This is a genomic window from Streptomyces sp. A0592 (assembly GCF_004795115.1).
Taxonomy (GTDB): Bacteria; Actinomycetota; Actinomycetes; order Streptomycetales; family Streptomycetaceae; genus Streptomyces; species Streptomyces erythrochromogenes.
This window is the reverse complement of sequence record NZ_SSBM01000024.1, coordinates 48,949-61,794: the sequence shown is the minus strand read 5'-3', so window position 1 is coordinate 61,794 and position 12,846 is coordinate 48,949. Positions and strand designations below refer to the sequence as shown.

Genomic DNA, 12,846 nt, shown 5'->3' with positions numbered 1-12,846 from the left:
GGGCGCCCTGCCGCCTCCTACGATGCGTGATCGATACAGCTACTTCCGCTCGAGGAGACCGATCCCGTGACCACCGGCGCCACACGCGAGAGCTACTACGAGCGGACGGGCGAGCACCGCTACAAGCCCACGGCCCACGCGGGCGGTGCGTGGAACACCGACGAGCAGCACTTCAGCCCGCTCGCCGGCCTCGTGGTGCACGCGCTCGACGGCCACCTGGCGCGGCGGCCCGAGCCGTTGGCGCTCGCGCGGATCAGCTACGACATCCTCGGCCGCATCGCCCTCGACGAGTGCGAGATCACCGTCGAGACCGTCCGCCCGGGCCGGACCATCGAGCTCCTGGAGGCGACCGTGGTCATCGGCGGCCGTCCTGTGGTCCGCGCCCGCGCCTGGCTGCTGGCCACCCTGGACTCCTCCGCTGTGGCCGACAGCCCGCACGAGCGCCTCCCGGCCCCCGGGGAACTCGGCGTCTGGGCGATGGACGACGAGTGGGACGGCGGCTACGTCTCCTCCATCGAGGTCCGCCGTACGCCGCCCACCCGCCGGGGCCGCACCGCGGCCTGGGTGTCCTCGCCCCTCGCCCTGGTCGCGGGCGAGCCGAGCAGCGCCCTGGCCTCGTACGTGGCGCTCGTGGACACCGCGAACGGGATCGCGGTCCAGCAGGACCCCACCGCGTGGATGTTCCCGAACCTCGACCTGACGATCCACCTGCACCGTCAGCCGCGCGGCCCGTGGACCGGCCTCGACACCACCGTCACCTTCGGCCCGTCCGGACAGGGCCTCACCAGCAGCGTCCTGCACGACGCCGACGGCCCCGTCGGCCACGCCGAACAGATCCTCACGGTCCGCCCCATCCCCTAAGAGGTACCCCGGGTCAGGGACAGCAGGTCCCGGGCCGGGCCGGCCGGGCGGGCGCCCGCCGGCCAGACCGCCCGCAGGGCCCGGCCGAGTTCGGCGCCCGACACCGGCACCTCCACCAGCCGGCGGGCCGCCAGCTCGTCCACCACGGCCAGCTCCGACAGCACGCACGGCCCGGCGCCGCCCAGCGCGGCCGCCTTGACCGCCGTCGTCGACGCCAGCTCCAGCAGCGGCGCGGCCAGTCCGCCGTGACCGGCGAGTGCGGCGTCCAGCACCTGCCGCGTACCCGAGCCGCGCTCCCGCAGGATGAGCGGGGTCGCCGCGAGTTCCGCCGCCTCCACGCCCCGCGTGCGCCGCGCCCAGGGATGGACCGGCGCCACCGCCACGACCAGCCGGTCCTGCGCGATCACCGCCGAGTCCAGCCCCTCGGGCACCGTCAGCCCCTCCACGAAGCCGAGGTCGGCCTCGTGCGTGAGCACCCGCTGCACGACCACCGCCGAGTTGCCCGCGTGCAGCGACACCGCCGTGTCCGGCCGCTGCCCGCGCAGCGCGATCAGCCACCCCGGCAGCAGGTACTCCGCGATCGTCATGCTGGCCGCCACCCGCAGCCGGGAGTCCCGCCGCCCGCGCAGTGCCTGCGCACCGGCGTCGAAGGCCTCCGCCGCCTCCACCACCCGCCGGGCCCAGTCGGTGACCAGTGCCCCCTCGGCCGTCAGCGTCGAACCCCGCGGCGAACGGTCCACCAGCGCCACGCCCAGCCTGGTCTCCATCGCCCGGATCCGGCTGCTCGCCGCGGGCTGGGTGATGCCCAGCCGCCGGGCGGCGCCGCTCAGGCTCCCCACCCGGGCGACCGCGAGCAGCAGCTCCAGCGCACCCAGGTCCGGTACGCGGTGCGCCAGCGGAACCCACTTCTCATCACCCATAACATCAGTTTATGGCCTTATAGAAAGATGATCCCTGCCGTTCGGCCCGCCCCGACGTGACGCTGGACCCATGGCCACCACCCTCGTGCGACCCCGCACCCTCCCCGGAACCGCGCCCACCGCCCACAAGGCACCGGCGCTGCGACACCTCGGCCCCAACTGGTACGCCACCGTCATGGGCACCGCGATCGTCGCCAACGCCGGCGCGACCCTCCCGTACCAGCTCCCCGGCCAGCGCGTGGCCTGCCAGCTCGTCTGGGCGCTGTCCGCCGCCGCTCTCGCCGTCCTGCTGACCGCCCGGGCCGGACACTGGCTCCACCACCGCGACCAGGCCCGCGCCCACCTCCTCGACCCGGCCGTCGCCCCCTTCTACGGCTGCCTCTCGATGGCCCTGCTGGCCGTCGGCGGCGGCACCCTCATCGTCGGCAAGGACCTCATCGGGACCGGTGCCGCCGTGGCCGTGGACGCCGTGCTGTTCACCGCGGGCACCGCGATCGGCCTCGTCGCGGCCGTGGCCGTGCCCTACCTGATGGTGGTGCGCCACAAGGTCGAGCCGAAGCAGGCCGGCCCCGTCTGGCTGCTCCCCCTCGTCTCCCCCATGGTCTCGGCCGCGCTCGGCCCGCTGCTGATACCCCACCTGCCCGCGGGCCAGCCCCGCGAGGCCATGCTGCTCGCCTGCTACGCCATGTTCGGGATCAGCCTGCTCGCCACCCTGCTGATGCTCCCCCTGATCTTCGGCCGGCTGATCGTGGGCGGCCCCCTGCCCCTGGCCCTCACCCCGACCCTGTTCCTGGTCCTCGGCCCCCTCGGGCAGTCCACCACCGCCGTGAACCAGCTCGCCGACATGGCCCCCCAGGCCATCGGCGCCCCTTACGCCGGTGCGCTCGGCGCCTTCGCGGTCGTCTACGGGGTGCCCGTGATGGGATTCGCCCTGCTGTGGCTGGCCCTCGCTGTGTGCATGCTGGTCCGGGCGGCCCGCGCCGGCATGGGCTTCGCGATGACCTGGTGGGCGCTGACCTTCCCCGTCGGCACCTGCGTCACCGGCGCCGCCGGCCTGGCCCGCCACACCGGGCTCACCGCCCTCGCCTGGCTCGCCGCCGCCCTCTTCCTCGCCCTGCTGACGGCCTGGCTGCTCGCGGCCACCCACACCCTGCGGGGCCTGCTGACGGGCCGCCTGCTCGCCGGCTAGACCTTCCCCTGCCGGGGGCCGGCCGGATCCGCACGCGGTACGCGTCCCCTCGCGGGGGCGGGATCCGGTCGCGGTGCGGGCTCCTTCGCAGGGCAGGGCGGGATCCGTCGCGGTGCGGGCGGGTCGCGGCGCCGCCGAGGGGTATCTGCTCGGCTCGGCGCGCGCGGCCACTTCTCGGCCGTACCCGGTGGTCGCGCGCTCGTCCTGCGGGGACGCCCCTCCCCGTCCCCACTCCAACGGCGCGAGCCGGGTTCCGGGAAGCACGGTCCTGCCCGGACGCAGAGCACCGGCAAGGGTGGGGACACGGCGGAGTGTCCCCGCAAGGAGCGCGCGACCACGGCCGCCTGGCCGAGGCACCCCGCACGCGCCGAGCCGAGGAGACACTCCGGCGGGGCACCGCCCCGCCCGGGCCATCCCACCCCGCGACAACCCGCAACCCCGGCGGGAGCCGAAGGGGGAGCCACCCCGCACCTCGACCGGCGAGGCCGAATGAGCGCGGGGTCCGGGGCGGCACGAGACGCCGCCGCGGGGTCCGGGGCAGCGCCCCGGGACGCCGGCCCGTCAGGTCGCGCGGCGCAGCGCCTGGGCCAGCACCCTCGGCGCGTCGGCCAACGATGGCCCGTACCAGGTCAGATGCCGTCCGCTGACGAGAGCCGCCGGCAGGCCGGGAAAGGCCTCCGGGCCGTCACCGGCCGTGAAGCGGTACGGCTCGTCCGGCAGCACCACCAGGTCGCAGCCGGCCGCGGCCAGCTCCTCCGCCGGAATCCGGGGATACCGCTCCGCGTGCCCTGCGTAGACGTTGCGCACCCCGAGCCGCGCCAGCAGGTCGCCCGCGAAGGTGTCCCGGCCCAGCACCATCCACGGCCGCCGCCACACCGGTACGAAGGCCGTGAGCTCTCCCACCGGCTCCGCGCGGGCCCACGCCGCCTCCGCGTCCGCCAGCCACCCCGGCCTCGTCAGCCCCAGCGCTCCCACCAGCACCCGGTCCAGCTCCCGCAGCGCCTGCGGCAGGTCCCGGACCTCGGTGACGAGCACCTCCGCTCCGGCCGCCCGCAGCGCGGCCAGGTCCGGCGCCCGGTTCTCCTCCTCGTTGGCGATCACCAGGTCGGGGCGCAGCTCCGCGATCCGGCGCACGTCGGGGTTCTTCGTCCCCCCGATCCGCTCCGCCGCCCCGAGGTCGCCGGGGTGCGTGCACCAGTCGGTGACCCCGACCAGCAGCCCCGGCGCGCTCACGGCCACCGCCTCGGTCAGCGACGGCACCAGCGACACGACGCGCCGCACGCCGCCGCTCACTGTCCGGGTGACGGGGGCTCGGACGTCGCGTGGATGTGGTCACCCACGGCCACCACCAGGATCCGGGTGTCCTCGGTGACGGCCCGCCAGCGGTGGCGCACGCCCCCGGACAGGAACAGCGCGTCGCCGCTCTCCAGCCGGTACGCCCGCCCCTCGGCCTCGACCTGGCAGGCGCCCTCGACCACGTACATCAGTTCGTCGTTGCGGTGCTGGTACTCGCGCCCGGCGTCCTGGTCCCCGGTGAACTCCATGGCGTGCAGCTGGTGGTGCCCGCGCACGAGGGGCCGTACGCCGGCAATCGGGGTGAGCCCGGACGCGTCGCCGGCGCGTACGAGGTCCACCGTGCGCGCGGTGTCGGAGGCGGCGAGCAGCTCGACGGCCGTGGTCTCCAGGGCGTCCGCGACGCGCTCCAGGGATCGCATGCTGGGCCGGGCCCGCTCGTTCTCTATCTGACTCAGGAAGGGCACCGACAGGCCGCTCCGAGCCGACACGGCGGCCAGCGTGAGGTGGAGCGCGCGGCGGCGCTTGCGCACGGCCACACCCACCCGCAGCGGTTCCTTGCCGTCCTTGTCCCTGCTCTTGTCGTCCCTGTCGTCCAGCTTGCCGTTCAGGCCGTCCGTGCCGTCCCTGTCGTTCATGTCGGGGCTGCCCTCCCCATGTCCGTCGCACATCGGTGTGCTGTAAGCACCTTACGCAGCAACCGGCTCCGGTTTCGCCCGCACCGGCCTTCCCGTACCCGTCCGCTCACGGTGCGTGGTGTTCGGGGGGCGGACGGGAGCACGCGGGGGCGTCCCGGCGGCCGGGACGCCCCTGCGCCGCGTTGCGGCATCATCGTCTGCGTGACGACACGACGCCTGATGCTCCTGGACACCGCCTCCCTCTACTACCGCGCCTACTTCGGCGTTCCGGACTCCGTGAAGGCCCCCGACGGCACCCCGGTCAACGCCGTGCGCGGGCTCCTCGACTTCATCGCCCGGCTGGTCCAGGACCACCGGCCGGACGACCTGGTGGCGTGCATGGACGCCGACTGGCGTCCGCACTGGCGGGTGGAGCTGATCCCCTCGTACAAGGCCCACCGGGTCGCCGTCGAGACCGAGACGGGCCCCGACGTGGAGGAGACCCCGGACACGCTGGCCCCGCAGGTGCCGATCATCGAGGCGGCCCTGGACGCCTTCGGCATCGCCCGGGTCGGCGTCGCCGGGTACGAGGCGGACGACGTGATCGGGACGCTCACCGCCCGCGCGACGGGACCGGTCGACATCGTCACCGGCGACCGGGACCTGTACCAGCTCGTGGACGACGCCCGGCAGCGGCGCGTGCTGTACCCCCTCAAGGGCGTGGGCACCCTCCAGGTGACGGACGAGGCGTGGCTGCGGGAGAAGTACGGGGTGGACGGCCCCGGTTACGCGGACCTCGCCCTGCTGCGCGGCGACCCGAGCGACGGCCTGCCGGGCGTTCCCGGCATCGGCGAGAAGACGGCGGCGAAACTCCTCGACGCGTACGGCGACCTGGCGGGGATCATCGCGGCGACCGGCGACCCGAAGTCGAAGCTGACGCCCACCCAGCGCAAGCGGCTGGATGAGTCCCGGCCGTACCTCGCGGTGGCCCCGAAGGTGGTCCAAGTGGCCTCTGACGTGCCGCTTCCGGAGTTCGACGCGGCCCTTCCGGCGGTCCCGGCGCAGCCCGAGCTGGTCGACGCACTAGCCCATCGGTGGGGATTGGGCGGCGCTGTGTCCCGTCTGAGCGGCGCTCTGCACTCCTGAGGTGCTAACTTAGGTAAGGCTAAGTTTCATGGGAGTCAGGGAGTCACCGTGGCAGAAGGACGCGGCCGCACTGTCGGCACCGCCGTTGTCGTACGCACCGAGCGGCTGTCGCCGCACATGGTGCGGCTCGTGCTGGGCGGTGAGGGGCTGGCCGACTTCGGTGCGGGCGAGTACACCGACCATTACGTGAAACTCCTTTTCGCTCCCGAGGGTGTCACTTACCCCGCCCCGTGGGACCTGGAACGCATCCGCGCCGACTTTCCTCGGGCGCAGTGGCCGCGCCAGCGCGCCTACACCGTGCGGAACTGGGACCCGGCGCACCGGGAGCTGACCCTCGACTTCGTCGTCCACGGCGACGAGGGCCTGGCCGGCCCCTGGGCGGCCCGGGCCCAGCCGGGCGAGCTCGTACGGTTCCTCGGCCCGGGCGGCGCCTACGCCCCGGACCCGGCGGCCGGCTGGCACCTGCTGATCGGCGACGAGAGCGCCCTGCCGGCGATCGCCGCGGCGATGGAGCGGATGCCGGCGGGTGCGAAGGTCCACGCCATCGTGGAGATCGACGGCCCCGCCGACGAGCTGAAGATCGCCACCCCCGACGGCATCACCCCGCTCTGGCTGCACCGCGGCGACCGCCCGGTCGGCGAGGCCATCGTCGAGGCGGTCCAGGCCATGGAGTTCCCCTCCGCGGACGTCCACGCCTTCGTCCACGGCGAGGCCGGCTTCGTCAAGGACCTGCGCCGCCACCTCCGCCTGGAGCGCGGCATCGCACGCGAGCGCCTGTCGATCTCGGGCTACTGGCGCCTGGGCGAGACGGACGAGGGCTGGCGCGCGATCAAGCGCGACTGGAACGCCACGGTCGAGCAGGAACAAGAGCACCGCGCGGCCGCTTGACCCTTCCGGGGCGGTCCGCGGTCACGGCACCCGCCCCGGCGCGTAGACCCACGCGGCCCGGCCCCGCGGCCACCTGGCCACAGGGCCCCTGGGCTACGGGCCCCGGGCCCGTACACGCCGGCCCTGCCGCCCGTCGGCTCCCCGGCCCCGCCGGGGGGCACCGCCCAGCCGGCCAGGGGAGTTCGAGGCGCCCCGGGTGGGGGGCAGCGCCCGCCCCGTTCCGGCCCCGCCCGCGCTCCAGGTACCTCGGTCCGGAACGCGCCCGCCCGATCCAGCGCCGCCTTTGCCCGAGGCACCGCAGTCCGGGTCAGCCCCGCCCGATCCAGCCCCGCCGGCATTGAGGCGCGGGGGCCAAGGGGCGGCGCCCCCGCGGTGGCACCGGAGCCCCGGCTGCCGCGACGCGCGCGCCAAGGCGCACGGCGGGACAATGTACGCATGCGTACGCTCCGCGCCCTCGGGGCGGCAGGTGCCGCGGTCCTCCTCACCGCCTCGGCGGCCGCGGCGGCACCGAGCCCGCCCCCCGCGCCGCGCCCCCAACTCACGGACGCCGCCGTCGACAAGGCCGTCGCCGCCCTCGACGGCTCCGTCACGGACAAGATGCGCCGCACCGGCGTCCCCGGCGTCGCGGTGGCCGTCGTCCACAACGACAAGGTGGTCTACCTCAAGGGCTTCGGACTCCGCCGCACCGGCGAGAGCGCCAAGGTCGAACCCGACACCGTCTTCCAGCTGGCCTCCGTCTCCAAGCCCGTGTCCTCCACCACCGTCGCCGCCGCCCTGGCCGATCCCGGCGCCTGGGACGAGCCCCTCGCCGGTTCCCTCCCCGGCTTCGCCCTCAAGGACCCCTGGGTCACCTCGCACGTCACGCCCGCCGACCTGTTCTCGCACCGCAGCGGACTCCCCGACCACGCCGGGGACCTCCTGGAGGACCTCGGCTACGACCGGGCGTACATCCTCGGCCACCTGCGCGAAGAGCCGCTGAGCCCCTTCCGCGCGAGCTACGCGTACACCAACTTCGGGCTCACCGCCGCCGCCGAGGCCGTGGCCCGCGACCACGGCGTGAGCTGGCAGAAACTCAGCGAGGACAAGCTCTTCAAGCCCGCCGGGATGACCCGCACCAGCACCGAGTTCGACGCCTACGCCACGTCCCCGGACCGGGCGTGGGGCCACGTGCGCAACCCGGACGGCACCTGGAGCCCGCGCTACGTCCGCGACGCCGACGCCCAGACCCCGGCGGGCGGGGCCAGTTCCACCGTCCGGGACATGTCCCGCTGGCTGCGGCTCCACCTCGACACCGGCAGCCTCGACGGGAAGCGGATCGTCCCCGCCGACGCCCTCGCCCGCACCTACCAGCCCGAGATCGTGTCCCAGCCCGTGACCGGCCGCGGCACCCCGCAGTTCTACGGGCTCGGCTGGAACGTCTCCTACGACGACGCGGGCCGGCTGCGCCTGAGCCACTCCGGGGGCTTCGCCCTCGGCGCGAACACCAACGTCACGATGCTGCCGCTGGAGAAGCTCGGCATCGTCGTCCTGACCAACGCCGCCCCGGTCGGCCTGGCCGACGCCGTCGCCCTGGACTTCTTCGACACCGCCCAGTACGGCAAGCCCACCGCCGACTGGATGTCGCTCGCGGGCGCGAGCTACGCCCAGACGTTCGATGCAGGCCGGTCCGAGACCGACTACGCCCACCCGCCCTCCGGTGCGAAGCCGGCCCGCGACAGCGCCGCGTACACCGGCACCTACGACAACCCGTACTACGGCAGGGCCACCGTCACCGCCGACAACGCAGGCGCGCTCACCCTTGCCCTCGGCCCGAAGCCCCTGCGCTTCCCGCTGACGCACTACGACGGCGACACCTTCAGCTTCGAGACCACCGGCGAGAACGCCATCGGCCGCACCGGCGTGTTCTTCACGGACGGGAAGTTCCGCGTGGAGTACCTCGACGAGAACCACCTGGGCACCTTCACCCGGCAGTAGCCGTAGCCGCATAGCCTGACCCCCGATGAGACGCAGAGCCCAGGCACCCCCCTCGCCCCTCCCCCAGCGGGCCGGCATCGACCCGGTCCGGCTCCGGCTGCCGCCCGACCCGGACGGCACCTGGCCGGACCTCGGCAGCTACCTCGCCGCCCGCTACGCCGGCACCCGCGGCGAGGAATCCATGGCGCGGCTGCTGGCCGCGGGCCGGGTCCTCGGCCCCGGCGGCCGGGTCCTGCACGCGCGGGACCCGTACGAGCCCGGCGCCCACCTGTGGTTCCACCGCGACATGGAACCCGAACCCCGGGTGCCGTTCGCAGTCCGCGTGGTGCACCGGGACGAGCACCTGCTGGTCGTGGACAAGCCGCACTTCCTGGCGACCACCCCGCGCGGCAGCCACATCACCGAGACCGCCCTCGCCCGGCTGCGCGAGGAGCTCGGCCTGCCGGGGCTCAGCCCCGCGCACCGCCTGGACCGGCTCACCGCCGGCCTGGTGATGTTCAGCGTCCGGCCCGAGGACCGCGGCGCCTACCAGCTCCTCTTCCAGCGGCGCGAGGTGCACAAGGAGTACGAGGCCCTCGCACCCCTCGACCCGGCGCTCACCTTCCCGCGCACCGTCCGCAGCCGGATCGAGAAGCTCCGCGGGGTGATCGCCGCGACCGAGGTCCCCGGCCCGCCCAACGCCGAGAGCCTGATCGAGCTCGTCGGCGTCCGCGGCGGCCTGGGCCGCTACCGGCTGACCCCGCACACCGGCCGCACCCACCAGCTGCGGGTGCACATGAACGGCCTGGGCCTGCCCATCCTGGGCGACCCGGTGTACCCGGAGGTGGCCGATCCCGCCCCGGACGACTACCGCCGGCCCCTGCAACTCCTGGCCCGGGTACTGGCGTTCACCGACCCGGTCACCGGCGCCGCCCACCGCTTCGAGAGCCCCCGCACCCTCCAAGCCTGGCACGACCGCCCCGGCTGGGAGACCGGCCCCCCGGCGGACCGCGCCCCCTGCGCCCCCGGCCGCTGACACGACTCGGCCGCCGCGCGGAGGAGTTCCTCCCCGCGGCGGCCGGTCACCGCGTCCCGCAGGACACCCGCTAGCCGACGGAGCTGTACGCCACGACGCCCCGCAGGAGCGCGTCCACAGCCTTGCGGGCGTTCTTCGCGACCGTGCTGCCGTTGTCGCCGGTGGCCGAGGGGGCCGCCGCCGCGATCTGCCCGAGCACGTCGATGACCTGCTTGCACCAGCGCACGAAGTCGCCGGCCGGCATCTCCGCCTCGCGCAGCACCTCGTCCAGGCTCTTGTCGGAGGCCCACTGGTACGCCGCCCAGGCGAAGCCGAGGTCCGGCTCGCGCTGGCCCACGCCCTCCGCCTGGTTGATGCGGTGCTCCTCCTCCAGCGCGTCGAGCCGGCCCCAGATGCGGACCATCTCGCCGAGCGCCGCCTTCGCCGCACCGCCCGGCACCTTCGGCGCGACCGCGTCGTCGGACTGCCGGGCCTCGAAGACCAACGCCGATACACAGGCAGCCAGTTCCGCGGGGCTCAGGCCCTCCCAGATCCTGGCGCGCAGGCATTCGGACGCCAGCAGGTCGAGCTCCCCGTACAGCCGGGCGAGCCGCTTGCCGTGCACGGTGACCTCGTCCTCGCGCAGGTAGTCCAGCTCGGTCAGCAGTGCGTGGATGCGGTCGAAGGTGCGGGCGATCGTGTTCGTCCGGCCCTCGATCCGCCGCTCCAGCGCTTGCGTGTCCCGCTGGAGCCGGTGGTAGCGCTCCGCCCAGCGGGCATGGTCCTCGCGCTCGTCGCAGCCGTGGCAGGGGTGCGCCCGCAGTTCGGTGCGCAGCCTGGCGATCTCGCGGTCGTCGGCGGCAGCCGCCCGGCCGCGGGAGCGCCGCTCCGGGGTGATGTGCCCGGCCTTGCTCCGCAGCTGGGAGGCGAGGTCCCGACGGGACTGCGGCGAACGGGCGTTGAAGGTCTTGGGGATCCGCATCCGGTCCAGTGCCTCGACCGGGACCGGGAAGTCGATCGCGGCGAGCCGCTTGACCTGCCGCTCCGCCGTGAGCACCAGCGGGCGCGGGCCCTCGGCGTACTCGTACCCGCGGTGCCCGTGGACCCGTCCGGCCGGCACGCCCGGGTCCAGGACCAGCGCGAGCCCGGCGAACTTGCCCGTCGGCACGTGGATGATGTCGCCCGGCTTGAGCTTCTCCAGCGAACTGGCCGCCTGCACCCGCCGCTGGGCCGCGCCCTGCTTGGCCAGCTCCGTCTCGCGGTCCTTGAGGTCGCGGCGCAGCTGCGCGTACTCCTCGAAGTCGCCCAGGTGGCAGGTCATGCCCTCCCGGTAGCCCTCCAGGCCCTCCTCGTTGCGCTGCACCTGCCGGGAGATCCCGACGACCGAGCGGTCCGCCTGGAACTGCGCGAAGGAGGTCTCCAGCAGCTCGCGCGAGCGGTGCCGCCCGAACTGGCTGACCAGGTTGACGGCCATGTTGTACGACGGCTTGAAGCTGGAGCGCAGCGGATACGTACGGGTGCCCGCGAGCCCGGCGAGGCCGGCCGGGTCCATGCCCCGCTGCCAGAGCACGACCGCGTGGCCCTCGACGTCGATGCCGCGCCGGCCGGCCCGGCCGGTCAGCTGCGTGTACTCGCCCGGGGTGATGTCGGCGTGCTGCTCGCCGTTCCACTTGACCAGCTTCTCCAGGATCACCGTGCGCGCGGGCATGTTGATGCCCAGCGCGAGGGTCTCCGTGGCGAAGACGGCCTTGACCAGGCCGCGGACGAAGAGCTCCTCCACGACTTCCTTGAAGGTCGGCAGCATGCCCGCGTGGTGGGCGGCGATGCCCCGCTCCAGGCCTTCGAGCCACTCGTAGTAGCCCAGGACGTGCAGGTCCTCGGTGGGGATGGCGGCGGTGCGCGCCTCCACGATCTCGCGGACCCTGAGCCGGGCGGCTTCGTCGTTGAGGCGCAGGCCTGCGTACAGGCACTGCTGGACGGCGGCCTCGCAGCCGGCCCGGCTGAAGATGAAGTTGATGGCGGGCAGCAGCCCGTCGTTGTCGAGGCGGGCGATGACCTCGGGGCGGGACGGGGTCCAGATCCGGCCGCGGGAGCGCCGCTCGCGCTCGCGGTCGGCCTCGCGGACCATCTTGCCGCGCCGCCGGTCCTTCGGGTTGTAGGTGCGGCTGTTCTCCTCGCGCGCCATGCGCAGCAGGTCGGGGTTGACCTCCCGGCGCGCGGAGCCGCGGCCGCCGTGGTCGGACTCCTCCTCGAAGAGGTCGTAGATCCGGCGGCCGGCCATGACGTGCTGCCACAGCGGGACGGGCCGCTCCTCCGAGACGATCACATCGGTGTCGCCGCGCACGGTGTCCAGCCAGTCGCCGAACTCCTCGGCGTTGGACACGGTGGCCGAGAGGGACACCAGGGTCACCGATTCGGGGAGGTGGATGATCACTTCCTCCCAGACGGCTCCGCGGAACCGGTCGGAGAGGTAGTGGACCTCGTCCATCACGACGTAGCCGAGGCCGCGCAGCGACTGGGAGCCCGCATACAGCATGTTGCGGAGCACCTCGGTGGTCATCACGACCACCGGCGCCTCGGAGTTGACGCTGTTGTCGCCCGTCAGCAGGCCCACCTTGTCGGCGCCGTAGCGCTTGACGAGGTCGGCGTACTTCTGGTTCGAGAGCGCCTTGATCGGCGTCGTGTAGAAGCACTTGCGGCCCTGCGCGAGGGCCAGGTGCACGGCGAACTCGCCGACAATGGTCTTGCCCGAGCCGGTCGGGGCGGCGACGAGGACGCCCTTGCCGGCCTCCAGCGCCTTGCAGGCCTCCACCTGGTACGGATCCAGGTCGAAGTCGTACATCTCGCGGAAGGGGGCCAGGGCGGAGGCCTCTTCGGCGGCGCGGATCCGGGCAGCGGCGTACCGCTCGGCGGGTGAGAGTTCTTCGGTCATCTTGCTGTCGAGCCTACCCGCCGGGTCTGACA

The 12,846-nt window shown here is 74.1% G+C and carries 10 protein-coding genes; 6 read left to right on the top strand and 4 right to left on the bottom strand.

The features are described from left to right. Positions 1-66 precede the first annotated feature (66 nt). A complete protein-coding gene (locus E6U81_RS27855; RefSeq protein WP_136232821.1) occupies positions 67-861 on the top strand; it encodes a thioesterase family protein in 795 nt (264 codons plus the stop codon). Here E6U81_RS27855 and E6U81_RS27850 read toward each other — a convergent pair. Beyond that, positions 858-1,781 carry a LysR family transcriptional regulator gene (locus tag E6U81_RS27850; RefSeq protein ID WP_136232820.1) on the bottom strand — a complete coding sequence of 308 codons (924 nt, stop codon included), beginning with the start codon at positions 1,779-1,781 and terminating at the stop codon, positions 858-860. The genes E6U81_RS27855 and E6U81_RS27850 overlap by 4 nt on opposite strands. A gap of 70 nt (positions 1,782-1,851) precedes the next feature. Between E6U81_RS27850 and E6U81_RS27845 the strand changes: the two genes are divergently transcribed. Beyond that, the gene (locus tag E6U81_RS27845; protein ID WP_136232819.1) at positions 1,852-2,970 is read left to right on the top strand and encodes a TDT family transporter; all 1,119 of its coding nucleotides are present in this window, start codon (positions 1,852-1,854) and stop codon (positions 2,968-2,970) included. A 561-nt stretch (positions 2,971-3,531) separates the two neighbouring features. Here E6U81_RS27845 and E6U81_RS27840 read toward each other — a convergent pair. Both E6U81_RS27840 and E6U81_RS27835 read right to left on the bottom strand, forming a co-directional pair. Further along, the gene (locus E6U81_RS27840) at positions 3,532-4,251 is read right to left on the bottom strand and encodes a helical backbone metal receptor (protein WP_240804049.1); all 720 of its coding nucleotides are present in this window, start codon (positions 4,249-4,251) and stop codon (positions 3,532-3,534) included. Positions 4,252-4,259: 8 nt separating this feature from the next. Then, positions 4,260-4,901 (bottom strand): XRE family transcriptional regulator, encoded by a 642-nt coding sequence (locus tag E6U81_RS27835; RefSeq protein ID WP_240804048.1) that lies wholly within the window; start codon positions 4,899-4,901, stop codon positions 4,260-4,262. Positions 4,902-5,120: 219 nt separating this feature from the next. Here E6U81_RS27835 and E6U81_RS27830 point away from each other — a divergent pair, with 219 nt between their 5' ends. The 4 genes from E6U81_RS27830 to E6U81_RS27815 all read left to right on the top strand — a co-directional run bounded on the left by E6U81_RS27830 (position 5,121) and on the right by E6U81_RS27815 (position 9,903). After that, positions 5,121-6,026, top strand: coding sequence for a 5'-3' exonuclease (locus tag E6U81_RS27830; protein WP_206310031.1), 906 nt, complete (start codon positions 5,121-5,123; stop codon positions 6,024-6,026). 48 nt (positions 6,027-6,074) lie between these two features. Beyond that, entirely contained in the window at positions 6,075-6,914 is an 840-nt protein-coding gene (locus tag E6U81_RS27825) for a siderophore-interacting protein (protein ID WP_136232817.1), read from the top strand. 435 nt (positions 6,915-7,349) lie between these two features. After that, complete coding sequence (locus E6U81_RS27820) at positions 7,350-8,888, top strand: serine hydrolase (RefSeq protein ID WP_136232816.1); 1,539 nt, start codon at positions 7,350-7,352, stop codon at positions 8,886-8,888. Between the two features lie 25 nt (positions 8,889-8,913). Next, the gene (locus E6U81_RS27815) at positions 8,914-9,903 is read left to right on the top strand and encodes an RluA family pseudouridine synthase (RefSeq protein WP_136232815.1); all 990 of its coding nucleotides are present in this window, start codon (positions 8,914-8,916) and stop codon (positions 9,901-9,903) included. Positions 9,904-9,973: 70 nt separating this feature from the next. On the opposite strand, the gene E6U81_RS27810 is transcribed toward E6U81_RS27815, so the two are convergent. Continuing rightward, on the bottom strand, positions 9,974-12,814 hold the full coding sequence (locus E6U81_RS27810) for a DEAD/DEAH box helicase (protein ID WP_136232814.1): 2,841 nt from the start codon (positions 12,812-12,814) through the stop codon (positions 9,974-9,976). Between the last annotated feature and the right edge of the window lie 32 nt (positions 12,815-12,846).